This window comes from Meiothermus cerbereus DSM 11376, assembly GCF_000620065.1.
GTDB lineage: Bacteria > Deinococcota > Deinococci > Deinococcales > Thermaceae > Meiothermus > Meiothermus cerbereus.
The window spans coordinates 59,169-83,598 of record NZ_JHVI01000008.1 but is presented as its reverse complement, the minus strand read 5'-3'; the positions used below and the strand labels follow the sequence as shown (position 1 = coordinate 83,598).

Sequence of the window (24,430 nt, the reverse complement as noted above, 5' to 3'; positions counted from 1 at the left end):
GGTCCATGGCCTACATTCTTGTTGCCGTCTTCGTTTCCACCCTCTCTCTCCTCTCTCCCTGACGCTATTCCCTTCTCCTCTATTCTTGCTATTCCACCCGTCCATGGTTACTGTCAACCTGTTCGTCTAGCCCAGTCCCTATGCTCTTCCTGTCTCCTCCAAGTGCTTCTACTCCCTACATCGTGGGTGTCTCGTAACCCACCGTCGTAGGTCTGCTTAGCCATATACCCAGCCCATTCGCTAGCATCCTCTTCTTCGACATACCCAGACCATTGAGGCTGGTCCCTATACTTGGCACTGTGCACTTCCCTCCGAAAGCTCTCTACAGCTTCCCATGCCTTGACCAGACTGTCTCGCCGATGAGCAGTATTCGCTAGCCTCCAGGCTTCCATAGTCGGCTTTGCCGTAACGTGAGCATGCGCTCCCATCCCGTCCTCATCCATCTCGTACTTGATGACGTGCGGGGTGTTGGGCAGAAGGTCCTTGAGCCTTCTCTCAAAGGCACCACGAACCCTGAGGTCATACAACAGCCGGGTGTCCCCCTTGAACGTCATGGTGACGGCACCCGGCGGCAGATGTCCAGCCTGGTCCTTTCCGATTAGTTGATGCATTCTGCCCACCCATCTGCGGTAGGTCCTCGCATGCATTCGCTTGCGCAGTCTCGAATACCTCCATGCCTTGGGCACCAAGACCGGTCTCTTACGCTCCATGGGCATACCTTCCTCCTACGGTCGGGCGAAGCCGCATGCCCCTATGCCTCACTTTCCTGACCTAGAGGGGCAAGCGATTCTAGGGGGGTTACAGAGGCTCAGAAGGGCATCCTAGCTTGATGGTTCATCCCGACGGCCAAAGAAGAAGGGCGGGGTCTGATTGACTCCCGCCCTTGTGTGCGAACTTTCTTGTTTTAGTTGGCGATGCTCTCTGCCTGCCGCTTGCCTTGTACGATGCGCTCGAGCAACTGCAGGCTCTCGTGGTCCACAAGCCTCCGATTACCCCACCGTATATGCGGCACCTTCCCAGACTTGACCCAAGCCTGCACGGTTTCTCGAGGCACGCCCAAGAGCTTCGCGGCCTGTCCCGTGGTGTAATACATAAACCTCCTCCCCCCACCAGCCTCGGTGAGGACTATAAGCTGCCCAAGTTGTTTTGGGGCTACTCTTATGATATCACCTGCGGTTTTTAACCACACTAATGCATCTCGTAAGGCGGTACTGGTCCTTCGTCACCCAAAGCAAACGGAATGGGCCTCAGCCTCCCTCACGGCTCGAGCGCCTCGGCAATCCCTGAGAAAGCCTCAAGGGCGCTTTGTAAGTCCTCCACTATCTCCTGAGCCAAGACCTCGGGCGCGGGCAGGTTCTCCGATTCCTCCAAGCTCTCGTCCTTGAGCCAGAAGATGTCGAGATTGACCTTGTCCCGCTGCATGAGCTCCTCGTAGCTGAAGCAGCGGAAGCGCTCGGTGGGCTCGCGCTTGTGGATTTCACCGGGCTTGTAGCAGGCGATGAAGTCCAGAAGGTGGTGGTACTCGAGGGGGTTCTCCTTGAGCGTGAAGTGCTGGTTGGTACGCAGGTCGTAAACCCAGAGTTGCTTGGTCCAGGGCTTCTCGCTGCCGGGTTTCTTCTCCAGGAAGAGCACGTTGGCCTTGACCCCCTGGGCGTAGAAGATGCCCGTGGGCAATCGCAACAGCGTATGCACGTCACAGGTCTGGAGCAGCTTGCGCCGCACGGTCTCCCCCGCCCCGCCCTCGAACAGCACGTTGTCGGGCACTACGATGGCCGCCGTGCCGCCCACCTTGAGCATCGAGTGAATGTGCTGGACGAAGTTGAGTTGCTTGTTGGAGGTGGTGGCCCAGAAGTCCTGGCGCTCGTAGGTAAGGGCTTCACGCTCCTCCTCGCCCCGCTCGTTGATGACGCGGATGCTCGACTTCTTGCCGAAGGGAGGGTTGGTCAGCACCAGGTCATAGCGCTCGCTGGGCTCTGAGGCCAGCGAGTCCCTGGCCTCCACCAGGGCCTTCTCGTCGGTGCCGATGCCGTGGAGGTACATGTTCATCGCGGCCAGGCGCACCACGCCATCCACGATGTCGGCCCCATAGAACATCTCCTCGCGCAGGATGCGGCGCTCCTCCCGGTTCATCAGGGGGTTGTGTTTCGCGATGTACTCGAAGGCCGCCACCAGGAAACCCGCCGTGCCACAGGCGGGGTCGGCAATCTTCCAACCCAGCCTGGGCCGGGTGACCTCGACCATGGCCCGGATGAGCGGCCTGGGGGTGAAGTACTGCCCTGCCCCGCTCTTGATGTCGCGGGCGTTGCGCTCCAAGAGCCCCTCGTAAATCTCGCCTTTCACGTCCACGTCCAGGGCCATCCAGCGCTCGCCGTCAATCAGGCTGATGAGCCGCTTGAGCTTGGCCGGGTCCTGGATTTTGTTCTGGGCCTTCTTGAAGATGGTGCCCAGCATCCCGCCGCCCCGCCCCAGGCTCTCCAGCACCGAGCGGTAGTAGCTCTCGAGCGCCGCCCCGTCCAGCTTCACCAGCACGGGCCAGGAATACTCCTCGGGCACGATGGGCCGCACTTCCTCGCCCAATGCCTGGTTGATTTCCAGGCGCTCCTGAGCCATCTTGAGGAACACCAGCAGGGTAATTTGCTCGAGGTAATCGCCATAGCTCACGCCGTCGTCGCGGAGGACGTGGGCATAGTTCCAAACTTTCTGCACCAGTACACTTGCGGCTGCGGACATAGAGACTCCTACTGTTTGCGTTTGCCCTTCTTGGGAGCCTGAGCACGGCTGGCCCGGATGCGCTCGAGCAGCACCGAAGCCGGTTCGTCATTGGGGTCTTGTGGTACAAGCTCGCCGCTAAAGGCTTTCTTGAGGATGGCCTGGCGCAACCGCTCGGCCCGCTTGAGGTTGGCTTGGAGGGTGGCCTCGAGGCGGTCGGCCTCGGAGAGGCGGCGGTCTACTTCAGCTACGATGTAGGCTTGCTCCTCATAGGGCGCAATAGGAATAGCAATGCGGGCGAATTTTCCCGCGCTGAGATGGTTTATGCCAACTCCTCCTGCTATGCGTGCGAATACACCAGTTACGTAGTAGCTTCGGAACACAGCCAAGAGATACTGACTGCTGATAAGTGCAGGTCTAAGCCGAATAACTGTGTTTTGGAAGCAACAGTTTTCAATTTCGCCTCCCCAAATTGCTGGCTTCCCCACTTGGTCTGGACTTCCTGACGCCTCCGAAAGAACAATGTCACCGGGTAATAGGCGGTAGACCTCTAATTCTTGCGGGGTAAATTCCATATCTAAAACGTCGCTTAGGTCAAGCCCCTTCTCTGTAATGTTAGCGGCGCGAATATAGGGTGTCGGATAGTCTTTTGAGCGATTCTTAGGTGAGCGCTGGCGGCCAAGCTGGACGTGTCCCACTTGCTCGACACTGGCCCATACCCATCCTTCCGGCAGCTCCGGGAGTTCGCTGGTGTTCGGGGGCTCGAGCTCCCTATACTTCTTGCTGCCTGAACTACGGTCCCGGCGTTCAGCCAAGATGCGCTCGAGCAGCTTACTTGCAGGCTCGAGCCTGTCCTTGTTCGCCTCGCGCCACTCCCGGCTAAGCTCGCCCTCCACCGCCGCCTTCAGCACCGCTTGGCGGTAACGCTTCAGCTTGGCAAGGGCTTGGCGGAGTGTGGCAACCCCGGCATCGAGGTCGCTTAGAAGCTCCTCGAGCTTCTCCACGATGCGGCGTTGCTCGTTAAGGGGGGGAAGAGGTAAAAAGCTGCTCCTAAGGAAGTCTGCCGGTACACGTAATTGGCCTGCCGTGCCAGTCATGCTGTGCGCAGCCTGTGTACGGTAGTCCTGGCGTACTAAAAAGTAGAACAGGTATTGGGCATCAATGCCGCTCTCTGGGCGGACTACGTGCAGCTCCGTGGTTCCAAAGCCGATGCCATTGTGGAGGTTCCTTGCGACAGCAATTTTGCCGTTCTCCATGCACGGAGTAATTTTGGCGAAGAGGATATCACCCTCGACAAAAGCTGTGTAACCTTTGCGGACTTGTCTTATAGGACGCACATCACCCGTATAAATACGACCGGACTCCTCCTCAATGGCTTTCATCGGGACGAATGAGACTTCGAGGTCGTCAGGAAGCTGCTCCGGTGGTATTTCGAGCCCAGGGTTAATGCGTGAGACTTCGTTCAGTCTCGCCCACGCCCATCCCATCGGCAACTCCGGCAGTTCTTGGGTCTTCGGTTCGGCCTCGGTGCCGAATAGAGCAGCTTGTACCTCGCTCATGCGGCCAGCACCTCGTTGAGTTCGTCCAGTAGCTGCTTCACGTTGGGGAACAGCATAACCGCCCTGTACTGGCCTCCCCGCTGGCTAAAGGGCGAGAGTTCCAAGTCCTGCACGGTGATGGCGGCGGATGCGGCGATGTGGTCTCGAATCATGGTCAGCCACTCCATCTGCTCCTCGGTGAACTGCCTGCCGCTGGCCTGCTGGCGCTCGAGCCAGCCCTTGAAGCGCTCCTCCACGGTGAGGGCGAAAGGCTCCAGCACCTCGGCCTGCCCCGTGGCAAAGCGCACCAGGGCCACCAGGTCGGTCAGCAGGCGCTTGGGGCCTGCCCCGCGCACCCGGCCCTGCTCGAGGCGCTCGTAGGCATTCCAGAGGCTCTCTGGGGTCAGGTGGTAGGGGGGGCGCTCCACCGCCTGGGCCAGTTGCTGGATGGCCTCGAAGGTCAGCCTACGCTGAGCGTAGGGGCGACTGTAGAGGATTTGCAGGGCGGTGAGTTCGTCCTTGTTGGCCTCGATGAACTCCCGCCAGCTCTGCACCAGGCGGGTAGCCTTCTCGAAGTCGTAACCGGCATAGGTCACCTGGTCCTTGGTGACGGTGTCAATGACCTGCTCGGCCTGCTGCTGGAGGCTCACGAGGGCGTCTTTGAGCTTGCCGTTGAAGGGACGGCAGGCGGCCTCGGTCAGGGTTTCTCGGGCCTGCTGGATGGCCTCTGGGGGCGGCTCGGTCTGTCCGGTGGTGGCCCTGGCCAGCGCCTCGGCCTTGTCCGGGTCCAGGGCGTCGAGCAGCCGGTTGGCGAGGTCGGGCAGGGTGTGGCCGGTCTGCTCCTGGAAGGACTGGCGGCTCTTGGGGTCGAGCTTGCGCTCCAGGCGGCTGAGGCGGGAGGCCAGGCTCGAGAGGGTGTCGGGGCTGCGGTCGCCCACCATGACCCGCTCGATGAGCTTCTTGAAGGGCACGCTGGGGCTGCGCTCGAGGGGGCGGCTATCGGTCTTGTCCGACTCGGTGACGCCCACCGCGTCCACCAGCACGAAGTGGGTCTTGCCCAGGGCATCGGGGGTCACCGCCCTCAGGTCAGAGGGGTCAATGGTGCGGGTGGCCCGGCCCTTCATCTGCTCGAAGTAGACCTGGCTCTTCACGTCCCGCATGAACAGCAGGCACTCCAAGGGCTTGATGTCGGTTCCGGTGGAAATCATATCTACTGTCACCGCGATGCGCGGGTTATAGCTGTTGCGAAACTCCTTGATGAGGGTCTCAGGGTCCTCGGTGGTGCGGTAGGTGATTTTCTTGCAAAACTCGTTGCCCTTGCCGAACTCCTCGCGCACAATCTCCACGATGTCCTCGGCATGGGAGTCGTCCTTGGCGAAGATAAGGGTCTTGGGCACGTGGATGCGTCCGGGGAATAGCTCGGTGAAGAGCTTTTCCTTGAAGGTGCGGATGACGGTGCGTATCTGGTCAGTCGCCACCACGCTGCGGTCAAGTTCGTTGGGGCGGTACTCGAGGTCATCGTCCAGGGCTTCCCAGCGACGGCTGCGGCTCAGCTTGTCCCGCTTGTCCACGTACTGCCCGGCCTCCACCCTGGCCCCCTGCTCGGTGACCTGGGTCTTGATGCGGTACACGTCGTAATCCACGTTGACGTTATCGGCTACGGCACGGTCAAAACTATACTCGGTGACTAGGTTCTGGTTGAAGAAGCCCAGGGTCTGCTTGGAGGGGGTGGCGGTGAGGCCAATCAGGAAGCCGTCGAAGTATTCCAGCACCTGCCGCCACAGGTTGTAGATGCTGCGGTGGCATTCGTCGGTGATGATGAAGTCGAAGGTCTCGGGGGGAATGTCGGGGTTGTAGGCCACTTCCTTGGGCCGCTGGTTCTGGAGGTTGAGCTCGTTGAGCGAGACTTCCTCAGCTTCCTCGTCGAGCTCCTCGCCCCGTAGCATCGAATACAACCGCTGGATGGTCCCGATGGTCACCTTGGCGACGGGGTCAATGCGCGTACCGCCCAGGAGTTGCACGTTGTAAAGCTCGCCAAACTTGCGCCCGTCGTCGGGGGTCACGTACTGCTGGAACTCCCCCAAGGTCTGCTTGCCCAGGTTCTTGCGGTCCACCAGGAAGAGGATGCGCTTGGCCCCCGCGAACTTGATGAGGCGGTAACAGGCGGTGACGGCGGTAAAGGTCTTGCCGGAACCCGTCGCCATCTGAATGAGGGCGCGGGGCCGGTTCTGGGCGAGGGAAGCCTCGAGGCCCTGTACGGCTTCCACCTGGCAATCCCGCAGGTTGGCGGTGGGGAGGGGCGGCATCTGCTGGAGCCGCGAGCGCAGGGTGTCGGGCTGCCGGACCCACTCGAGCAGGGTTTCAGGCCGGTGGATGCTGAACACCCGGCGGCTGCGGGGTTCGGGGTCGCGTCGGTCGAGGAAGTAGGTCTCCACCCCGGTGCTCTCGTAGCCGAAGGGCAGGGGGCTGTGGTGGTGCGCCACATGGGGCGGCAGGCCCTCGAGGTACTTCTTGGTCTGCTCGGCCACTCCGCTCAAGGTGGTGCCCTGCGGCTTGGCCTCGAGCACCCCTACCGCCCTGCCGTCCACGAACAGCAGGTAATCGGCCTCGCCGCTTAGCAGGGGGAACTCCCGCACGGCCACGCCTAAGCCAGCGTAGCGGTCGAACTCCTCCATGTCCTGGACAACCCATCCCGCAGCCTCGAGCTGCCGGTCAATCGCTTGCCTGGCTTTCTCCTCAGGCGTCATAGATTGCGCTAATTCTATCGGGGGGTGCGGGTACGCGCAGCAACAAATTAACGAGGCCCTGCTGAAAGCTCCAAACCCGGAGTCTAGAGCCCATAGAGCTCAGGCCGCTCGACAATCCGCTTGACCGTGCTAGCGTACCACTGTCCTCCGGTCTTGGTGGGGATGGCCTCAGCGTTCAACCTCCGGGCGATGGCGTTGAGCCCGTGGCCTTGCCGATAAAGCTCGAGCACCCGCACCGCCGTGGCGAATTCCTCCTCCACCCGTTGCAGGGTCTCCCCGACCCGCCTGAAGCCCAGCGGGTCATGGTTGTAAACCGCTTTAGTACTGCGCTTGTGCCTCAAGGCTATGCGGGTGCGCTCTGCGATGGCCTCCCGTTCCCACTGGCTAACCGAGACCAGCAGGTTGAGCATCAGTCTTCCGGCTGCCGTGGAGGTATCCAGGGACTCGCCCAAGGACACTAGCTGGCAGTTACCCCGGTCCAGGGCCTTGAGCAAGGGCGAGAGGTCGGCCACCGAGCGGGTGAGCCGGTCCAGCTTGAGCACCAGCAAGCGGCCTACCTGCTTACGTCGGATGGCCTCGAGGATTCGCCCCAGACCTGGACGGTCCAAGCTCTTAGCGCTTACCCCGGCATCCTCCACGATTTCGGGCTGGGGCCAGCCTTGGGCGATGCAATAAGCGCTTAGTCGAGCAGCTTGGGCCTCGAGGGATACCCCCTGGTCGGCTTGTTCGGCGGTGCTAACTCGGATGTAGGCGACAGTCTTCATGGCTTCCTCGTACACGCGGGTCCGTGCGTGTACATTCATGGTCCCCCAAAGCCTCAAACCTCGGTAGACTGACCCAGCGTGTGGCCTGTCGGGCGTACATGCTAGGACACAGCAGGGGGACTGTTTTCATTCCCCCACCTGCTCTCTCGGCGTTATGGGGTCTCGCTGCATTAAAGGCAATGGTGCCCCGGAGGGCACCTAGGACCGTCTTAGCAAAATGAGGTCTCACACCGTGGTTTCAGCACCCTGTCACGGCTCCGGTCGAGAGACCTTGCGGTTGAGGTCTACTGCGATGTCGTCCAGCACCAGATTCAAGTACCGCTGGGTCATAGAGGCTGTTTTGTGGCGCATCAGCCGCTGTAACCGGAAAGCGTCACCCCCGGCCTTCAGGTAGCTCGTGGCGAAGGTATGGCGCAACAGGTGGGGGCCGATAGGTCTGGTGAGTTTGGCCCGCTCCGCAAGTCGCTGGACCCAGCGGCTCACCGAGCGTCCGGTGACCCCCTGCTTGCCGGTGACGAAGAAGTAGCGGCTCTGGCCCCTCCGCTCCTTGGTCAGGTAAGCCCTCATGGCCTGGTACACGTCACGGCTCATCGGCACGAAGGCATCCCCGGTCTTGCCCCGCACGATGATGGCGGCGTTCTCCCAGTCCACATCCTCAACCTGCATCCGGGCTACTTCTGAAGCCCGCAGGCCAGCCTGGAGCAGGACGAACAGCATGGCCCGGTTACGAAGCCGGTAGCGTGGGTCAGACGAGGCCACAGCGAAGAGCCGGTTTATCTCCTCTTGGGTCAAGGTCTTCTTGGGCTTGTACTCCTCCCGAGGGCGCTTCATGCCTTCGAAGGGGAACCTGGCAATGAGCCCATCGCGGTATAGTGCCCGGGTGAAAGCCCTCAAGGACTTCTCGTAGTTGGCCTTGGTGTTGGTAGAAACCTCCCGGTCCAGCACCTTGACCATGAGGGGCTTGTTCAAGGCGGTAACCGGGGCCTCGAGGTGGTCCTTCAGCAGGAGGTTAAGGATGGTGCGGTGCCACTGGATGGTGGCCGGGCGCGAACCGAGCCTACGGTGGTCCGAGAGGAAGTATTCGATAGCCTCAGAAATGGTCATGCTGCCCTCCAGGGTTTGACGTCTAGACTAGGGCAGCAGGCCGATAAACTTTATTTTTCAAACTCTTGTGTCCTGGACGTTCTGGCGGGCCGTGAAGGATTCGAACCTCCGACACCTCGTTTTGGAGACGAGTGCTCTACCGGGCTGAGCTAACGGCCCCCATTGTTCCAGCTCATCGCTGGCGCATCGGATTTTAGCATAGGGACACAGAACCGACAACCTACCGGGAACCGCCCTGGCTTTTGGCCTGTGTGTGCTGCTGGCAACAAAAAACCCGATGCGCGATCCCCAGCATTCCATTAGCGCGGCAGCAAAAAGCCCCGTGACAACACAAGGCATAGGGTTTAGCAGGGTACAATCGGCCCAATGGCGAACCTCAAACCTCTCATTGCTCTTGGCGACCTCACCTGGGATGTGCTGGCCAAACCCAATACCCTGCTGCTGCCCGGCGGCGATACCACTGGAAGGGTTTTGTTGATGGGCGGTGGAAGCGCGGCCAATGTGGCAGTTTGGGCATCCCGGGTGGGGTATCCGGCTGGATTTATCGGGGAAGTAGGGCGCGACCGCTTCGGCGAGTTTGCCGTGCAGGAGCTGGCTGCAGAGGGTGTAATGCCCCACATCATCTGGAACAGCAGCACCCCCACCGGGGTAATTCTGGTACTTATAGACGCCGCAGGGCAACGCTCGATGCTCACCTCACAAGGCGCCGACTTTGAATTGCACCCCGAGGAAGTGCCGGTAGAAGTCATTCAGCAGGCCGGGCATCTGCACGTGACGGCCTGGTCGCTCTTTACCGACCCCCCTCGTCAGGCCGCGCTCAAGGCCGTGCAGGTAGCACGCGATGCCGGCATCACCATCTCCTTCGACCCGGCCTCGTTTCAGATGATTCGGGAAATCGGACGGGAGGAGTTTCGCCGCATGACTCGAGGGCTTTCCCTGGACTTTGTGTTTCCCAACCTCGATGAAGGCCAGGCCCTTACCGGGGCTCAGAACCCCAGGGAGATTCTCGAGATCCTGCAAAAGCTCTATCCCGAAGCCATGATTTTGCTCAAACTGGCTGCCGATGGCGCCCTAATTCTCGACCGGGGCAGCCTGATCGAACTTCAGGCCACCCGCGACCAGCCAGTAGATGCTACTGGTGCAGGCGATTCGTTTGGAGGGGCCTTCCTGGGGCATTACCTACGCTCCAAAGACGCCCAGGCAGCCGGTCAATTAGCCGTGCAGGTAGCGGGTTGGGTGATTGGGCGGTTTGGGGCCCGCCCACCCATGGACGCAGAGATTAAGCGGCGCATCGAGCAGTTTGGCTTTACCAGGTTAGAGCAGCCTTAGGTGCGAACGGTACAATCCCAACTGGGAAAAAGTTTCTACCGCTGTTCGGGACGCAGCAGCTATAGCGCTCTTCGTAATTTCCGAACCACCCACAACTTGAATTGCTGTGTTCAGCACAGAGTTGCTTCCCGGATGCAAAACCTTCTGGATCTACAGGTGGATACAACCAGTGCTTCCAGTAGGGGCAAAAACGCCAATAGCGCAGCACACTTGATACAAACACCATGTGTTTGCGGCAGGTTAAACCCGGCTGGTGCGCAACACAAACTTCCAGTGGATCGGGTATTCCACGTCCGGGTCGGGGTAGGTCGCGGCCACCCACTGGGCCAGCTCGGCCACCGAGGGTCTGAAAACCTCCTCTGGAACCTCCCAGGTAAAAGAATATATGCGCTCCATAAGCATTTCGAGACTCGTCCGAGGACTGCGTAGCTCGACCCAGTCGGCTATCGTCCGGGATTTAGGCTCGAGGCCGCGCCGGATCAGCTCTTTTTCCACCTCGGCCAGGCGGGCCTGGTGGCGGCCCCGCGCCAGCTGATAGCCCATACCAGCCAGAATTTCCTTCCACTTTTGCTGGATGCGCCAGTCCTCGCTTTCATCGTTGGACTGATCCCAGCCCTCAAATAAAAAACCGCCTGGGCGCAGTACCCGCAGGCTTTCTTGCAGCGCCTGCTGCCAGTTGTCCAGCAGGTGCCAGAAGTGTACGGCAATTACGGCATGCAGGCTATCGCGTTCAAAGGGCAGCTCGCGGGCATCGGCCTCGACCAGGCGGGCCTTGCGGGCCACCCCGGCCACTTTTTGCCGCAGAACCTCGAGCATAGCCGGGTTGTCGTCCAGGGCAATGTAGCGATACCCTCGAGCGATAATCGGCACCGAAATTCGCCCTGTTCCAGCACCGATTTCCAAAAACAAGGGGTCGCGGAACAGCTTCTCGACGGGTGCGGTGATGGCGGTCGCGATACGCCCGGAAACCTCCGGCGGATGATACCGCGTCCGGTCGTAGGTAAAAGCTACCCGACTAAAATGAGAAGTCATGTTCGGTTTTTATGATAACAATGGCGTGTTAAATTGCAAATGATACCGCCAAGCGCCCAGCACGAGTGTGACGCCTGAGCCTGGGCGTATAGAAAAGCATTTTTGCAAGCTATTTTATGCTTGATGCGTACAGCACAACAAAAGCCGCTCTGGCATCGCATCCCCTGGCCGCGCCTCTGTCCGCAGCAAAAAAGCGGGCGATCTCCCCTCGCGCAGCACACAAAAAGTCAGCCGCTCATAAAGCCCTCGAGGTGGTCTGTATAATCGCTTGTGGTGTCGCTACTGGACGATAAGTTCACTATTCTGAGCGAAGAGCCCGCTCAGGGTTTTTTGCGCCCGTACTGGGTGCAAACACCGGAGGGAATCAAGGGGCAGTTGTACTGGTTCGAAGTGCATACGCCTGAGGCCCGCACCGCCTTTCACCGCTACAAAAACGCCATTCGCCGGCTCGAGGCCCAGGGTTTTTTGCCCCCGGGGGTGCTGGTCTCGGCCAACCCTGGGCGCTACTATGTGTTCTGGCCCGAACAGGCCAAAGCAGCGCTCAAGGCCCGGCGGCTCAAGCCTCTGCTGGAAGTACTCGAGCCTTTTGGCTACCAGGAAAGCGACCTCGAGGTCAGCGAAGTCGGTGGGCGGCCCCTGGTTGGGAAGTTGCGCCCCCAGGTCAGCTCATCTCCCAAAGGATCAAGCCGCACCGACCTGAGCCCCAGTCTTCCCACCCTTCCCACTGAACCACCCCCAGCCAAGGTCGAGATGCCCCGCAAACCCAGCCCACCCCCCCGCATCGGCGAAACCAGATCCCGCCTTCCAAAGCCCGTCCACCGTGCAAACTGGCCCGGCTGGCTTCCAGGCCTGCTCATGCTGGCGTTAGGAAGCATGGCCCTCTGGCAGGCCGCGAACAGCTATCTGAACCCGCCGGAGTACGTCCTGCCTGACCTGGTGGGCAAGACCCCCCGGCAGGCCCTCGAGGCGGTGCGGGCCTATGGCCTCAAGGTGGAGTTTGTCGAGGGCAGCGATGTCTCGTTGCCCAAGGATCAGATTCTGGAACAGACCCCCGACCCCGGCACCCGCGTCAAACCCGGGCGTCGGCTCGAGCTGGTCGTCAACAAACCCCGTTTTGGCAGCGTGCCCACCGTGAGCGGTCGCTCGCTCGAGGATGCCCGCCAGGCCCTCGAGGCTGCGGGCTATCGCCTTGCTGGCATCACCCGCATCGCCTCGGGCGATACCGCCGACACCGTTCTGTCCAGCATTCCCCGCGAAGGCCAGCCCCTCCCCCCTGGCCAGGGGGTGCGCCTGCTGGTCTCTAGCGGAGCCCGGCCCCCAGCGCGCGAGACCCTGGTGCCCGACCTCACCGGCCTCACCGAAGAGGAAGCCCGCTACATCCTGACCGTAGCCGAACTCCAGGCCCAGACTGTGCAGGTAGCCTCGGGCGCACCCGATGGGCTGGTGATCGGCCAGGAACCCGGCCCGGGCGTGGTCTTGCCCCGCGAAACAGTCGTGCGCGTCCTGGTGGCGGCCCAGCCCATGGCCTCCGTCCCCAAGGCCTCCCCCTTCGCACCGCCCCGGCTGGAACCGCCGCGGCCACCTGAACCCACCCCCATCCCCGAACCCACCAACCCCAATGCCAACCCGCCCACCCCCTCCCCTGCACCCACAGGGCCGCAAGAACGCAGGGTCAACGTGAGCTATACCCTGCCGGAAAATATACCGAGTGCCGTGGTAGTCATCACCGTACAGGACGAGGTTTTGGTCAATACCGTGTTTGAAGGGCCGGTACAGCAACCCTGGAGCTTTAGCCAGGAGATTGTGGTGCGCGGCAGTGCGGTGCTGCGGGTAGTGGTCAACGGAGAGCAGGTACTGGAAACCCCGCTGTGAAGGGTGCTTGGGCTGAAGCACGGGCCTGCACGTACCTGCAGGCCAAAGGGTATGTTCTGCTAGGGCAGAATAAGCGCACGCCCTTTGGCGAAATAGACCTCTGGATGCGGGATGGGCCGGTTTATGTGGCCGTTGAGGTCAAGCAACGGCGGGGAGCCACCTTCGGCACACCCCTCGAGGCCCTCACGCCCACCAAGTACCGGCGCATCTACCAGTCGGTTCTCTATTTGCTGGGGCGGGATGATCTGCCGGTGCGGCTCGAGGCGGTCTTGGTATATGGTACGCCCCAGCAGTTTCGCCTCGAGCACCTTCGCCTGGATTAAGACATCGCTTTTGGGCTCGGGCTATACTGGCTTTTATCTATGCTGGGCTGGCTCATCGGAAAGCTGCGGGCGCTGCGCCGGGGCCTGGCGCTGCCCAAGCCGCTGCCCCAACAGGCCATTCGGATCCATCGCTTCTGGCTGTACCTGCACCCCACCCGCCTGCAACGCCCCCTGCTGGTTCGGCCCCTCCCGCTGGTGGCCCGCACCACCCTCGAGCTCTTCTTGCAGTGCCAGGACACCCGCCCCCTGCACCTGCTCGAGGTGGGGTTTCTGCGCCTGCGCGATCGCAAGGCCCTGGTGCTGGCCCACCCCGGCCCCCTTGGCCCCGGCCAGACCCTTACCCTGCGGTACAGCGGCCTCGAGCTGGCCTCACGCCTGGGCTACGGCGAGGCGCTGGCGCCCTACGTGCGCACCGCCCAGGGCCTGCTCTTCTACGAACAGCCCTTCGTCTTCGAGGCCGAGCTGCGTGCGGTGGCCGTCCCCATCAAACCCAGGCCCAAAAACCTAAAGGGCCAGGCCCGACCCCTGGGCGAACCTACAGTCAGCGGCCGCTTCAGGACGTAATCTAAAGCAGATGTATAAGAACCTTCAGGCCTTCATCGCCGACCTCGAGCGCCGCCAGGAGCTCATTCGTATCAAAGAGCCGGTCTCCTGCGAGCTAGAAATCACCGAAATAGCCGACCGCATGGTCAAGTCGGGCGGCCCGGCCTTGCTCTTCGAAAACGTGGAGGGCCGCGACTTCCCGGTCTTCATCGGGGGGTTTGGCACTGCCGAGCGCACCGCGCGGGCTATGGGTGTAAAAAGCCTGGACGACCTAGCTGCAAGGGTGGCCAACCTGATGAACCTCAACCCCGGTAAGGGCGGCCTCAAGGCGGCTTTCGCTATGCTGCCCAAGCTTCGGGAGCTTAAGGGCTTCTTCCCCAAAAAAGTGCGCGGCGGGCCGGTACAGGAGGTGGTCTGGCGAGGCGACCAGGTAGACCTCTCCCGGCTACCCATCCTCAAGTGCTGGCCCCTGGACGGTGGCCCCTACATCACGCTGCCGCTGGTGATATCTAAAGACCCAGAAAACGGGGAGCTCAACCTTGGCATGTACCGGATACAGGTACTGGATAAGCAGTCCACCGCCATGCACTGGCAACTGCACAAGGTCGGGCGGCGACACTACGACAAGGCCAAAAAGCTGGGGAAGCGGCTGGAGGTGGCGGTGGCCCTGGGCGGCGACCCCATTCTGACCTACGCCGCCACCGCCCCCGTACCCCCCATCCCGGGCGTGAACGAGTTCAACCTGGCCGGCTTTCTGCGGGGGCAGCCGGTCGAGCTGGCCCGCGGTATAACCGTGGATCTGCCGGTTCCTGCCGAGGCCGAGTTCATCCTGGAAGGCTACATAGACCCCGCCGAAGACCTGGTGGTGGAGGGGCCCTTTGGCGACCATACCGGCTTCTATACCTTAGAAGACCTCTACCCCCGCTTCCACCTTACCGCCATTACCCACCGTAAAAACGCCATCTACCCCGCCACCATCGTGGGCCGGCCCCCAATGGAGGACGCCTACCTGATCGAGGCCTCCGAACGGCTTTTTCTACCCGCAGCCCAGCTTATCCTGCCTGAGATCTGCGACTACCACATGCCGCCCGCCGGGGTAGCCCACAACTGGGTCAACGTGAGCATCGAGAAGCGCTATCCCGGCCAGGGTTACAAGGTGGCCAACGGCCTGTTTGGTCTGGGCCAGATGATGTTCGCCAAGGTGATCGTGGTGCTGGACGCCGGGGCCCCGCTCAAAGGCCCCCAGGCCCTGCAGGCCGCTTTACTCAGGGCCGTGCCGGGGCGCGACACCCTGGTCTCGCGCGGCCCCATCGATGTGCTCGATCACTCCTCCCGCGCCATGGGCTACGGCGGGAAGCTGATCATCGATGGCACCACCAAGCTAGACGAAGAAGGCGGCCCCCTGCCCTTTACCCTCAGGGCCCACCCCAGCCTGCCGGTCATTCCGGGGGTACAGCAGAAGCAACTGCCCGGCATCTGGATGGCCACTTTGGAGAAAACCCGTCCCCACCAAGCACGGGAGGTGGCCCAGGCGCTCCTGGCAGCCCCCCAGAGTACCGGTATCCGCTTGCTGCTCCTGACCGATAGCGACACCGCCCTCGAGTTCGACGAGGTCATGTGGGCGGTGCTCAACAACATCGACCCCGAACGCGACGCCTGGGTGCTGCCGGGCGTGGAAGGCCCGGTGCTGGTGCTGGACGGCACCCGCAAGCTGGCCGAGGAAGGCTTTAGCCGCCGCTGGCCGCCCAAAATTGTGATGTCGCCCGAAATTGTGCGTCGAGTAAACGAACGCTGGGGTCGTCTGGGACTACCCTTCCTGCCCCCTAAAGGCACACCTGTACCCCAGTCCTGACTCAAATAACCCGCCAACCCGCCCGCCAACCGCTAATTTCGTCGTATGAAGACCCTCTTCCTTAGCCTGCTGGTTTTGTGGGGTGCGCCAGCCCTGGCCCAGGCCCTCGTCGAGGTAACCACCGTAGCCGCTATTGTCTCCAGCCTGGACGCTAGCGTCCGCTTTCCATCGGGTTCGTTCAGGGCCGGGCGCGGTAGCGAATCCATTGTGGCCCGGATCCCTGATGCCAGCCGGTTCAATCTGGAAGTCTACGCCGCCAAAGGCCTGGCCGCACGGCTGCAAGCCGGTTTTGTCCAGCAGATTCTGACCGGCTTCGCGGCCTCGGGTTACTTTGTGGGGAATCAGCAGGAAACCCAGGTTGCAGGCGAGGTGCGCACCCGCTACGACCTCACCGACAGCGCGGGCAGGGCGGCTATCCTGTTCGTGGTGCGCAAGGGCGACGAGCTGGTCTTTGTCTTTGGTAAGGCAAAATAAGGCCCCGATGAACCAGCGTCTGCGGTGGTCAGAGCTCGAGGCCCGGATACCCCTACCGGAGCTACCCGCGTTTCACCGGGCTTTCTTAAGGCTCCACCGGCCCGAACTCACCCCCGATACCCTGCCGTTGCGGCGGGTGCAGCAGTACGTGAGCCAGACCCTGCACCTGCTGGTGCGCCAGGGAAAAGCCAGGCAGGTAAACGAAGACTTTGAACTCGAGCCCGATCTCATCCCTCTTCCCTACCGCAAACAGGCTGGCCATTGATTTGTTCTTTTCTGGAGCCCCCGCCTGAAGCGCGGGCAGCAGCCTGAAAAACGATGGTGCTCCAGCCTGTCCCTCATGGAACGATTTAGGCGGGGTTCATATGAGCCGCCCACAACTTGAATTGCTGTGTTCTGCACAGCCGATGGTAGGCCACGTCTGCGAGGAGTGCGTTAACCTGCGTTTCACATTGGGCGATTTCCGGCTAATATATTGGGCGTTATGCGCGTCATTGTAATTGGGGCCAGGGCCAGCTTGCTGGCGCAAGCCCAGACCCGCTGGGTGGTGGAGCGCCTGAAGGAAAACTGGCCCGAAACCGAGTTCAAAATACGCACCGTGCAGTCCAAAAACACCTCTGAAAGCAGCGCGGCAGAAGCTTTGCGGCAGGCGCTGACCACACGGGAAGTAGATATTGCCGTGTATTCGCTCAAGCACCTACCCACCCAGGGGGTGCCTGGAATCAATCTGGTTGCAGTTCCAAAACGCGTTGAACCCCGTGAGGCCCTGGTAGGACGCACGGCCAAGCGGCTGGAGGATCTGGGCAAAGGGGCCGTGGTAGGGGTCAATAGCCTGCGCCGTAAAGCCCAGCTACTGGCCTACCGCCCTGACCTGAACCTGCGCGACCTCGAGGGCGACGTAGACGACCGCCTGAGTGCGCTTGGAACAGGCGAGTACGATGCGGTCATTATCGGTGCGGCCAGCCTGATGCGGCTGGACTTGAGAAACCGCATCGACCAGCTAATAGACCCTGAGATCGTGCTGCCCGCGCCCGGCCAGGGTGCCCTGGGCCTCGAGGTGCGTCAGGGCGACGACTGGGCCGAGGAACTGGCCTACAGCCTCAACCACCGGGCCTCCTTTGTGCGGGTTACAGCCGAGCGGGCCTTCTTGCGGGCCTTGGGGGCAGGTGATGAATGCGCCGCTGCCGCGCTGGCCACCCTGGAAAGCGACGACACCTTGCTCTTGCAGGGCGTGGTGGCCAGGCCCGATGGCCGCGAGCTCATCCGGGCCGAGATCGAAGGCGACGCCGAAGAAGCCGCCGAGCTGGGCCACGATCTGGCCCAGGATTTGCTGGCCGAAGGCGGGCGGGAGCTGCTGGGCGCGGTACCGACCCGCTAGTCTTAGGGTGTTTTGCCCACCAACACACTTTCGGGCTGCGCTTTTGCGGTAAACTCGAGGTAACCGGTCGGGATTAGTTGTTTGTTCCGACAGGCTATGTTTGAAGGATAACCATGGGAATGAAGCGCCTAACCAAGCAGCGTAAGGCTGTGCTCGAGGTGGTTCGCAGCGCCAAAAATCACCACCCCGATGCTGCTTGGGTGTACGCAGAAGTACGCAAGAAAGTACCCAGCATTAGCCTGGGCACCGTCTACCGTACCCTGGACACGCTCACCGAAGAAGGCTACCTGGTACCCCTCTCCCGCCCTGGGGAGGCCCTGCGCTACGAGGCCAACCTCGACGGGCACCTGCACATGGTCTGTCGCAAATGCAACCAGTTCTTCGACATCATGCATCCGCTGCCCGATCTGCTCAGCGAGGTTCAGGCCAGGTACCCCACCTTTGCGTTTGAAGACGTTCAGGTGGAATACCACGGCATCTGCCCATCATGTCAGGCCAAGCAGGAAGCTGCTACTGCAAAATAAGCCGGGCCAGCTCTAAAGGTTTTTCCTGCTGTGGCAGATGCCCGCAGCCAGGAATCACATGCAGCTTCGCGCCAGGTATAAAGCGCTGTAGAACCCTGGCCGCCTCGAGGGAAATTACGGCATCCTGCTCACCCCATACCAGCAGCGTGGGGATCTTTATCTGGCTAAGGCGGGTCGGGCTGGGCTGACCCAGTAAACCCTCGAGGGCCATCCAGCGAAAGGTAGAAAAGTAGGCCCGCCGCTGGTCGTCACTCCAAACCCTGTCCCAGACCCGCTCCCGCAAAAACTGCCGGTCTTCCGGGGGCAGGTCGTCAAGGTTATGGTAATAAGGCCGCAGGCTCTCAAAGGCGGCCTCCTGCGAGCTACGGAAGCCGTTGTACAGCTTTTCGCCCTGGCCCGGAAGCAAAAGCATAAGCTGTACCCTGCTAAGCTTGCTCCGCAGCGGTGGGCCATCCACCAGCACCAGCCGCTCCACCAGGTCGGCACGCCGTTGTGTCAGCCGCAGGGCCACCGCAGCGCCGATGGAGTTTCCGACCAGGGTGGCCTGCGAAACCCTCAGGCCTTCCAGCAGGGCCGCAACAGTATCGGCAAAAAAGTTGAGGGTATAAGCCCGCCGGGGGTGATCCGAGCGGCCAAACCCCGGCAGGTCGAGCGCCACCACCCGCCCCCGCCCCATCAGGATGGGAAACACCTTGCGCCAGCTATCGGCGTCGTCGCCCAAACCATGTATGAGCAAAAAGGTAGGATCCTGGGCCGGGGCGGCGCCCGAGTCGTAGAGGTGGAGGCTGACCCCGTTCGCGGTCAGCCTGCGCTGGTAGGGCTTCAAATGGTCGGGAACAGTAAATCTGGGTTTCATCGGTGGGTTATCGCTCCACTGTACCGCTCAAAGCGCATCCGCCAGGCGCCGGTAGGCCTCCGGCATCTGGGGCCTGTTGCCTCCATCGGCCCAGCTAAAGCGCATGTCGATCAGGTTGCCCGGCCCTACCCCCATGCCGTTCGGGAAAAACCCGGTGTAGTCGGGCGGCTCTTGGACTTCCTCGCCGCCAAAGGTTTCCGCAAAGCGCCTGACCTCGAGCGGGTGTCCAAAATGAAAGGCATAGGTATGGGCCAGCTCCTGCCACAAAAAGCGCGGCTTGAAAGGGGCCTGGGCCAGCTCACCTCTGCGTCGCAAAAAAAGCCAGGCCCGCCCTGGGCGCAAGCGAAGGGTGGCCTCCTGCACATCGCCCATAGCCCCAAAGCTGCCCACAAAGGGGCGCACCAGGTCGTAGCCCTGCACGTTTTTCACCGTGAGGCCCCCGGCCCGGATGGTGTGGCCTTTGGGCGAGCGAAAGGTAAGCCCCAGCACCTCGCTCCCCACAAAAAAGGTCTGGGCGAAGCCCCCCCGCTTGAGCAGGCCATCCAGGCCCCCTGGTAGTTCGACCGGAGGAAATGGCGGAAAAAGCCCATCGGGAAGGGCCTCCCAAACCTCGAGCAACGACGTATCGCCGGTAGCTATGAGGTACTGGTCGGCAGCGGAAACCTTGAGAACCGGCACCCTTCTATGCTATTCAGTCCGGTTTAGCGAAACAACCCGCAGCGCTCCCGGTAGGGGTCGGGTATCAGGCCGGGCCGGGCCTCAAAACCCATCGCATAGCCGCTTCTGGTTTCGGGCCAGCCCTGCAAAAATGGCTCGCCGGTGCGGGCAAAGTTGATCCACTGCGACTGGAGCGCCCGGGCCAGGGGCCGGGAGGTGTCCATGGCCTCTGCACTCAGGAACAGCACCAGCGAGGGCCAGCTTAGCTCGGTGCCAAACAGGAGGGGCAGCTCGATTCCATGAAAACTGCCCAGCACTTCCAGCACCGGCGATACCCAGCCCACCAGGTAGCTGTAGGTGGGGGCGTGTTCGGCCTGGGCCGCCCCAGCAGCCAGCGTGGGACACAGCAGAGTACGGTCGGTCTGAAAGTAGGCCCAGGCTTCGGCAGGGGAAGCATAGCGGGCCTGGTAAAGCTGGCGGGCCCGCACCCCCCGCCCGGGCAGTCTGGTCTCGACCAGCCTGGCAAAGCCCGCCCAGTCGGAAGGGCCTGACAGGCGATCGCCCCAGGTCTCCTGGGTGGCGGCGCCCACGATGAGGGGAATCCCCGCTGCTACACCTTCCCGCAGGGCCTGCAAGGGTGTTTTGTGGAGCCAAACCCCATCCAGGTGAGGTTTCCAGGGCTCCTCGGCGAACTCCCCAGCTTCGACCCGCTGCAGCAGCGCCCCGATACTGCGGTCTTCGGGAGGAAAGAGCCGCTCGAGGGGAATCTGGCGTAAGCAGGCCAGATCCCCCGCAGGGCAGCCCATCTGGGTGGCCCAACGCTCACCCCAGGCAAAGCCCTGTTGCAGGGTTCGCACATATTCGCAACCTCCCGACTGGATGATGGCCTTGTGGAAGAGTTCCCGGGCCTCAGGAACAGCCAGCAGGGTACAAACCGCCATCCCCCCCGCCGAGTGTCCAAAGAGGGTTACGTTGTCCGGGTTACCACCAAAGGCAGCAATGTTTCGCGCTACCCAGCGCAGGGCCTCGAGCATATCCAAAAGCCCGTAGTTGCCTGTGGAACCGCGGGGGTCTTCCCTTTGCAGCCCGGGCAAGGCCAGCCAGCCCAGCGAGCCCAGGCGGTAGTTGAAGCCCACCACCACCACGCCCTGGGAGGCCAGCGCGGTGCCATCGTAGAGCGGCTCGGCCCAGCTCCCCCCGGTGTAGCTGCCCCCGTGAACCCAGACCATTACCGGGTAGCCCTCCGGTGGGGGCGGGGCCAGCGGCATCCAAACCCCCAGGTTCAGGCAGTCTTCGCTCTGCGGAGGAATATAGCCACCCAGCCGGGTGGTAAAGACGCCGCGCTGGGGACAGGCGTACCCTGGCTGCGTGGCCTTGAATACGCCCTGCAGGCGCAACACCGGATGTGGCGCTTTCCAGCGCCCGGCCTGGGCATATGGAATGCCCAGAAAATAGGCCACCTGGGCTTTTTGGTTGAGGCCTCCCTGCAAGCGTCCCTGGGGGGTGAGCACAAAAACCGCATGCCCGTGAGCAATTCCCAGCAGAACCGCCAGAACCAGCATCCAGCGCATAGGTGTAGTGTGGCGCAGCTAAAGGATTTTTGCCTGTGTGCTAGAGCCCAAAGCAGGGGGCTTGCCGGGAAGCTCGGGTTCAAGAGCAGGCTTGGCAGCCTCTAAGTGCCAGAAGGCTTACCTCAGCCTTCTGAGCTACACACGCTACCAGAGGTACAGCAACGCAACCTTGAAATTGTAGCGGTCGGAAATGCCGACCTCGAGGGCCACCGGGTCGAGGTAGAGCCGGCCCCCCAGGCCATAAGCCAGGTTGAAGCCCCCTTCAACGCCCAGGCCCAGATAGCCCGATATGGCCCCACCGGGAATCTCGAGGCTGGCCACCGGCCCCAGGTGCAGGCCAAATATGCTGCCCGCAGTGTTGTAGCTCAAATCCAGGCCCAGACCCGCCGACAGCGAGAGGTCGCCCACGGTAAGGGCAGGCAGCAGATTGGCTTTCAAGAGCGCCCAGACCTCTACATTGTCAAAACTGGTGGGTACGATAACCTCTATGTCCAGCCCGGTATCTATCCCCAGCGGGCTAAAGGGCAGACCCAGGCTGCCCTGCAGCATCAACCCGCGTCCAATCCCAAAACCCACCCCCACGGTGTTCTCGGGGTAGGCCGGGGCTTGAGCAAAGGCGAAACCCACCACCAGGACCAACAAGGCAAACACTCGCTTCATAGCTCCTCCAAGTCTGCCCCATCATAACAGGGCAGCCCGACACCGCATAACGACCCATGCTGGACAATGCCCTGATCCGGCATCAAGAAGCAAGACAGGCATCTTTGGGCACAGGGGTTCATAAAAAATAGCCTCCGGGTCTTCAGTTTGGTTTTTTCGAAAAAATTGTGACAACCGCCTCCAGGCAAGAATGAGGGGTTCTTTCCGCAAACCCCTCACCTACTTCAAGGCCTGCGCCAGTAGTCGGTGGAAATGGTGCACCCCCTGCTCCCGCCTGACGCTGAAGCGCCCCCGGTCGTAAAAGCGGGACCTGACCCCCTTCTGCACAGCCTCGACGACCACTTCGTCTTCGCGCTCCACCCGGTCGAGGGCTGCGCCCGCACCGGCATCCAGCTTGCTGGCATCCCAGACATAGGGCAAAAACGAGACCTTGGTGAGCTCGGGTCCCAGCGGACGCACCACATTGACCGAGAGGCCCCAGGGGTAGAAGTTTAGCATCAGGTTGGGGAAGACCCAGTAGTAGTAGGCCGCGATGCGCTGGCCAAAGTCGGGAGAGTCCTTGGGCAGGTCGAAACATGGCTCACCCGGCGCAGCTACGCCGAGCTGCAGGTTGCACCAGTCATACACCTCGGTGGTATAACTGCCGTAGTCGATGGCAGTGTTGAGTGAGGCGTGGATATAGGGGATGTGAAAGCCCTCGAGGTAGTTGTCGCAGTAAAGCGCCCAGTTGGCCCGCACCAGGTAGTCGCGGGCGCGGGAGGGCTCGAAGTAAAACTGCTCGAAGGGCATCCAGCCCACCCGCTCCTGGACAGGCCGCAGCACCTCCTGCAGCGAAACCCTGGGGTTCAAGCTGGCTAAAAGAAACTTGCCCTTGCCCCAGGTCTCGAAAGCCACTTTGGGCAGGTCGTCCCTGGGGCTGGGAAAGCCCTGTACCTCTTCGAACTCCGGCATGGCCTGGAAGCAGCCATCCAGCGCAAATCGCCGCCCGTGGTAGCGGCAGCGCAGGTAGCGGGCGCTGCCCCCGGTCTCGGCCACCAGCATGCCCCGGTGGGTGCAGACGTTGGACAGAAGGTGAAGCTGGTCGTCGTGGTCGCGGGTAAGCACCAATGGCTCGTCCAGGCAGCCCTCCAGCAGGATAAAAGGCTTAACCGTGCCGGGGGCTTTGAGGTCGTCGGTGTCGCCCACCCACTGCCAGCTCTGGGCAAAAACCTTCTCCTTTACCGCTTCATACACCTGGGGATCCTGATAAAAACGGGCTGGAAGGGTTGAGGCCTGGGCAATGTCGGGGTGAACCTCGAGGTTGTTCATGTTTACTCCTTTGGCATCAGGGGGTGAGGACCAAAAAAAACAAAACCCGTACAGCCAGGGTTCGACTGTACGAAAACAAAAATGCTGCTATTTGCCTGCGGCAACAATGGCCCTGGCAAAACGCAGGAGCTTGGTGTGTGTGTCAGGCCAGGAGTGCATTTGCCCCAATTATAAAGCCCCCCGCGCCTCCAGCGGGGAGCCTCAACAGGATGGGTGTGCTATCTACCCCATTCCAGCTTGACCACCAGCTCGCCCCCTCGAGGGGCCACGCTCACCTCGAGCCTGTCCCCTCCCCGGCGGTACTCGGCTTCATAGGCCTGGTTCTTCTTACCCCCTTTGGACTTAAAGTTCACCCTGACCCAGCCCTTGGACATAAGGTCGCGGTGGTAGTAGCTGAAAATCTGCTCCACATCGCCCCCCCGGTAGGCCACGCGGTACTCGGTGTCTTCACGATCCTCCCATACCACCCAGTAGCCTGGCATGGGGGTGATGAAGAAGATGGGCGGCCTGGGCGTTACCACCGGTGGCTGGGGGTTGCTGGACAGGCGGGGCTGCACGTTGTAGCGCACCACATCGCTCACCCAGTCGCGCTCAGGCAGTGGGGTGACCACAATCGAGAGCGCCCTGGCCAGGTTGCTGGCCCCCTGCACCCGCATCTGCCCGCTGCGAATGTCGGCAATCTGCGCGAGCGAGAGCGGAGTCCGGCTGGCCACCGCCAACACCTGATCTACCCCCGCCGGCCCGCTGATGGTGAACTCGTAGCGAGCCCCGTTCTCGGGGAATACCCGGGTCTCCCCTGCCCGCAGATAGTTGTTGGGGTTGAAGGCGTTGGGCAGGATCAGATCAATCTGGCCATCGGCGTTGATGTTGAACAAGTAGACATAAGCGCTCTGGTTGACGCGGGTGTAAATCTGGATTTTGTCGCCAAAGAAGTAGGTCGAGTTACCCAACCCCGAAGGGTCGCGGTCTACCCAGGTCTGCACCTCGAGGTCGGTGGGTATTGGGTTGACGATAATGCCCTGGGGGCTTAGAACTGGCGTGGCATAGGCCATCAGGCTCAACAGTCCGGCGATGCATGTTGCGAGTCGCTTCATCGCTTTCCTCCTAGCCCCAGGGTAGGAAAGAAAAAGCCCGCTGCCATGAAGCCAGCGTCAGCAAAACTTAACTTTCACCTTGAGCGATTCTTTAC

23 protein-coding genes and 1 tRNA gene are annotated in these 24,430 nt (G+C 61.7%); 9 read left to right on the top strand and 15 right to left on the bottom strand.

What is annotated here, in order from left to right; translation table 11 throughout:
- Window positions 1-113: 113 nt before the first annotated feature.
- The 8 genes from Q355_RS0103345 to Q355_RS0103310 form a co-directional block, all read right to left on the bottom strand.
- Window positions 114-716: a hypothetical protein gene (locus Q355_RS0103345; RefSeq protein WP_156941859.1), complete on the bottom strand. Its 603-nt coding sequence runs from the start codon at window positions 714-716 to the stop codon at window positions 114-116.
- A gap of 188 nt (window positions 717-904) precedes the next feature.
- Window positions 905-1,093: an excisionase family DNA-binding protein gene (locus Q355_RS0103340; protein WP_156941858.1), complete on the bottom strand. Its 189-nt coding sequence runs from the start codon at window positions 1,091-1,093 to the stop codon at window positions 905-907.
- Window positions 1,094-1,257: 164 nt separating this feature from the next.
- Window positions 1,258-2,730, bottom strand: coding sequence for a class I SAM-dependent DNA methyltransferase (locus tag Q355_RS0103335; protein WP_027876486.1), 1,473 nt, complete (start codon window positions 2,728-2,730; stop codon window positions 1,258-1,260).
- Window positions 2,731-2,738: 8 nt separating this feature from the next.
- The gene (locus Q355_RS15305; protein WP_051529283.1) at window positions 2,739-4,268 is read right to left on the bottom strand and encodes a restriction endonuclease subunit S; all 1,530 of its coding nucleotides are present in this window, start codon (window positions 4,266-4,268) and stop codon (window positions 2,739-2,741) included.
- Window positions 4,265-6,994, bottom strand: a complete 2,730-nt coding sequence (locus tag Q355_RS0103325) for a type I restriction endonuclease subunit R (RefSeq protein ID WP_027876485.1) — start codon at window positions 6,992-6,994, stop codon at window positions 4,265-4,267. Before Q355_RS0103325 ends, Q355_RS15305 begins: the two co-directional genes overlap by 4 nt.
- An 83-nt stretch (window positions 6,995-7,077) precedes the next feature.
- Window positions 7,078-7,758 (bottom strand): recombinase family protein, encoded by a 681-nt coding sequence (locus Q355_RS0103320; RefSeq protein WP_027876484.1) that lies wholly within the window; start codon window positions 7,756-7,758, stop codon window positions 7,078-7,080.
- A gap of 249 nt (window positions 7,759-8,007) precedes the next feature.
- Window positions 8,008-8,862: a tyrosine-type recombinase/integrase gene (locus Q355_RS0103315; protein WP_027876483.1), complete on the bottom strand. Its 855-nt coding sequence runs from the start codon at window positions 8,860-8,862 to the stop codon at window positions 8,008-8,010.
- An 82-nt stretch (window positions 8,863-8,944) separates the two neighbouring features.
- Window positions 8,945-9,021, bottom strand: a tRNA-Trp gene (locus tag Q355_RS0103310).
- Between the two features lie 207 nt (window positions 9,022-9,228).
- Between Q355_RS0103310 and Q355_RS0103305 the strand changes: the two genes are divergently transcribed.
- Window positions 9,229-10,191 carry a carbohydrate kinase family protein gene (locus Q355_RS0103305; protein ID WP_027876482.1) on the top strand — a complete coding sequence of 321 codons (963 nt, stop codon included), beginning with the start codon at window positions 9,229-9,231 and terminating at the stop codon, window positions 10,189-10,191.
- Between the two features lie 240 nt (window positions 10,192-10,431).
- Here Q355_RS0103305 and Q355_RS0103300 read toward each other — a convergent pair whose 3' ends face one another.
- Window positions 10,432-11,223, bottom strand: coding sequence for a class I SAM-dependent methyltransferase (locus Q355_RS0103300; RefSeq protein WP_027876481.1), 792 nt, complete (start codon window positions 11,221-11,223; stop codon window positions 10,432-10,434).
- Between the two features lie 273 nt (window positions 11,224-11,496).
- Here Q355_RS0103300 and Q355_RS0103295 point away from each other — a divergent pair, with 273 nt between their 5' ends.
- The 8 genes from Q355_RS0103295 (at window position 11,497) to perR (ending at window position 18,189) form a co-directional block, all read left to right on the top strand.
- On the top strand, window positions 11,497-13,095 hold the full coding sequence (locus tag Q355_RS0103295; protein ID WP_245597471.1) for a PASTA domain-containing protein: 1,599 nt from the start codon (window positions 11,497-11,499) through the stop codon (window positions 13,093-13,095).
- Entirely contained in the window at window positions 13,092-13,418 is a 327-nt protein-coding gene (locus Q355_RS0103290; RefSeq protein WP_027876479.1) for a YraN family protein, read from the top strand. Before Q355_RS0103295 ends, Q355_RS0103290 begins: the two co-directional genes overlap by 4 nt.
- A gap of 39 nt (window positions 13,419-13,457) precedes the next feature.
- On the top strand, window positions 13,458-13,982 hold the full coding sequence (locus Q355_RS0103285; RefSeq protein ID WP_245597470.1) for a hypothetical protein: 525 nt from the start codon (window positions 13,458-13,460) through the stop codon (window positions 13,980-13,982).
- A 10-nt stretch (window positions 13,983-13,992) separates the two neighbouring features.
- Window positions 13,993-15,813 carry a menaquinone biosynthesis decarboxylase gene (locus Q355_RS0103280; RefSeq protein WP_027876477.1) on the top strand — a complete coding sequence of 607 codons (1,821 nt, stop codon included), beginning with the start codon at window positions 13,993-13,995 and terminating at the stop codon, window positions 15,811-15,813.
- Between the two features lie 45 nt (window positions 15,814-15,858).
- Window positions 15,859-16,287 (top strand): hypothetical protein, encoded by a 429-nt coding sequence (locus Q355_RS0103275; protein WP_027876476.1) that lies wholly within the window; start codon window positions 15,859-15,861, stop codon window positions 16,285-16,287.
- Window positions 16,288-16,294: 7 nt separating this feature from the next.
- On the top strand, window positions 16,295-16,552 hold the full coding sequence (locus Q355_RS0103270; RefSeq protein WP_027876475.1) for a hypothetical protein: 258 nt from the start codon (window positions 16,295-16,297) through the stop codon (window positions 16,550-16,552).
- 219 nt (window positions 16,553-16,771) lie between these two features.
- The gene (gene hemC, locus Q355_RS0103265) at window positions 16,772-17,665 is read left to right on the top strand and encodes a hydroxymethylbilane synthase (protein ID WP_027876474.1); all 894 of its coding nucleotides are present in this window, start codon (window positions 16,772-16,774) and stop codon (window positions 17,663-17,665) included.
- Window positions 17,666-17,778: 113 nt separating this feature from the next.
- Window positions 17,779-18,189, top strand: coding sequence for a manganese-dependent transcriptional regulator PerR (perR, locus tag Q355_RS0103260; protein ID WP_027876473.1), 411 nt, complete (start codon window positions 17,779-17,781; stop codon window positions 18,187-18,189).
- Here the strand turns inward: perR and Q355_RS0103255 are convergent.
- The 6 genes from Q355_RS0103255 to Q355_RS0103230 form a co-directional block, all read right to left on the bottom strand.
- The gene (locus Q355_RS0103255; protein ID WP_027876472.1) at window positions 18,176-19,045 is read right to left on the bottom strand and encodes an alpha/beta fold hydrolase; all 870 of its coding nucleotides are present in this window, start codon (window positions 19,043-19,045) and stop codon (window positions 18,176-18,178) included. The genes perR and Q355_RS0103255 overlap by 14 nt on opposite strands.
- 27 nt (window positions 19,046-19,072) lie before the next feature.
- Window positions 19,073-19,723 carry a DUF5639 domain-containing protein gene (locus Q355_RS0103250; protein WP_027876471.1) on the bottom strand — a complete coding sequence of 217 codons (651 nt, stop codon included), beginning with the start codon at window positions 19,721-19,723 and terminating at the stop codon, window positions 19,073-19,075.
- 23 nt (window positions 19,724-19,746) lie between these two features.
- Window positions 19,747-21,273, bottom strand: a complete 1,527-nt coding sequence (locus Q355_RS0103245) for a carboxylesterase/lipase family protein (RefSeq protein WP_027876470.1) — start codon at window positions 21,271-21,273, stop codon at window positions 19,747-19,749.
- Window positions 21,274-21,417: 144 nt separating this feature from the next.
- Window positions 21,418-21,933 (bottom strand): hypothetical protein, encoded by a 516-nt coding sequence (locus Q355_RS0103240; RefSeq protein WP_027876469.1) that lies wholly within the window; start codon window positions 21,931-21,933, stop codon window positions 21,418-21,420.
- Window positions 21,934-22,152: 219 nt separating this feature from the next.
- Window positions 22,153-23,241 (bottom strand): aromatic ring-hydroxylating oxygenase subunit alpha, encoded by a 1,089-nt coding sequence (locus Q355_RS0103235; RefSeq protein ID WP_027876468.1) that lies wholly within the window; start codon window positions 23,239-23,241, stop codon window positions 22,153-22,155.
- 218 nt (window positions 23,242-23,459) lie between these two features.
- Window positions 23,460-24,335, bottom strand: a complete 876-nt coding sequence (locus tag Q355_RS0103230) for a DUF4384 domain-containing protein (RefSeq protein WP_027876467.1) — start codon at window positions 24,333-24,335, stop codon at window positions 23,460-23,462.
- Between the last annotated feature and the right edge of the window lie 95 nt (window positions 24,336-24,430).

What these genes read in the sequence shown, in the direction of transcription:
- Q355_RS0103345 (WP_156941859.1), bottom strand. Translation starts at nt 716, where the DNA reads ATGCCCATGGAGCGTAAGAGACCGGTCTTGGTGCCCAAGGCATGGAGG.
- Q355_RS0103340 (WP_156941858.1), bottom strand. Translation starts at nt 1,093, where the DNA reads ATGTATTACACCACGGGACAGGCCGCGAAGCTCTTGGGCGTGCCTCGA.
- Q355_RS0103335 (WP_027876486.1), bottom strand. Translation starts at nt 2,730, where the DNA reads ATGTCCGCAGCCGCAAGTGTACTGGTGCAGAAAGTTTGGAACTATGCC.
- Q355_RS15305 (WP_051529283.1), bottom strand. Translation starts at nt 4,268, where the DNA reads ATGAGCGAGGTACAAGCTGCTCTATTCGGCACCGAGGCCGAACCGAAG.
- Q355_RS0103325 (WP_027876485.1), bottom strand. Translation starts at nt 6,994, where the DNA reads ATGACGCCTGAGGAGAAAGCCAGGCAAGCGATTGACCGGCAGCTCGAG.
- Q355_RS0103320 (WP_027876484.1), bottom strand. Translation starts at nt 7,758, where the DNA reads ATGAAGACTGTCGCCTACATCCGAGTTAGCACCGCCGAACAAGCCGAC.
- Q355_RS0103315 (WP_027876483.1), bottom strand. Translation starts at nt 8,862, where the DNA reads ATGACCATTTCTGAGGCTATCGAATACTTCCTCTCGGACCACCGTAGG.
- Q355_RS0103305 (WP_027876482.1), top strand. Translation starts at nt 9,229, where the DNA reads ATGGCGAACCTCAAACCTCTCATTGCTCTTGGCGACCTCACCTGGGAT.
- Q355_RS0103300 (WP_027876481.1), bottom strand. Translation starts at nt 11,223, where the DNA reads ATGACTTCTCATTTTAGTCGGGTAGCTTTTACCTACGACCGGACGCGG.
- Q355_RS0103285 (WP_245597470.1), top strand. Translation starts at nt 13,458, where the DNA reads ATGCTGGGCTGGCTCATCGGAAAGCTGCGGGCGCTGCGCCGGGGCCTG.
- Q355_RS0103280 (WP_027876477.1), top strand. Translation starts at nt 13,993, where the DNA reads ATGTATAAGAACCTTCAGGCCTTCATCGCCGACCTCGAGCGCCGCCAG.
- Q355_RS0103275 (WP_027876476.1), top strand. Translation starts at nt 15,859, where the DNA reads ATGAAGACCCTCTTCCTTAGCCTGCTGGTTTTGTGGGGTGCGCCAGCC.
- Q355_RS0103270 (WP_027876475.1), top strand. Translation starts at nt 16,295, where the DNA reads ATGAACCAGCGTCTGCGGTGGTCAGAGCTCGAGGCCCGGATACCCCTA.
- hemC (WP_027876474.1), top strand. Translation starts at nt 16,772, where the DNA reads ATGCGCGTCATTGTAATTGGGGCCAGGGCCAGCTTGCTGGCGCAAGCC.
- perR (WP_027876473.1), top strand. Translation starts at nt 17,779, where the DNA reads ATGGGAATGAAGCGCCTAACCAAGCAGCGTAAGGCTGTGCTCGAGGTG.
- Q355_RS0103255 (WP_027876472.1), bottom strand. Translation starts at nt 19,045, where the DNA reads ATGAAACCCAGATTTACTGTTCCCGACCATTTGAAGCCCTACCAGCGC.
- Q355_RS0103245 (WP_027876470.1), bottom strand. Translation starts at nt 21,273, where the DNA reads ATGCGCTGGATGCTGGTTCTGGCGGTTCTGCTGGGAATTGCTCACGGG.
- Q355_RS0103240 (WP_027876469.1), bottom strand. Translation starts at nt 21,933, where the DNA reads ATGAAGCGAGTGTTTGCCTTGTTGGTCCTGGTGGTGGGTTTCGCCTTT.
- Q355_RS0103235 (WP_027876468.1), bottom strand. Translation starts at nt 23,241, where the DNA reads ATGAACAACCTCGAGGTTCACCCCGACATTGCCCAGGCCTCAACCCTT.
- Q355_RS0103230 (WP_027876467.1), bottom strand. Translation starts at nt 24,335, where the DNA reads ATGAAGCGACTCGCAACATGCATCGCCGGACTGTTGAGCCTGATGGCC.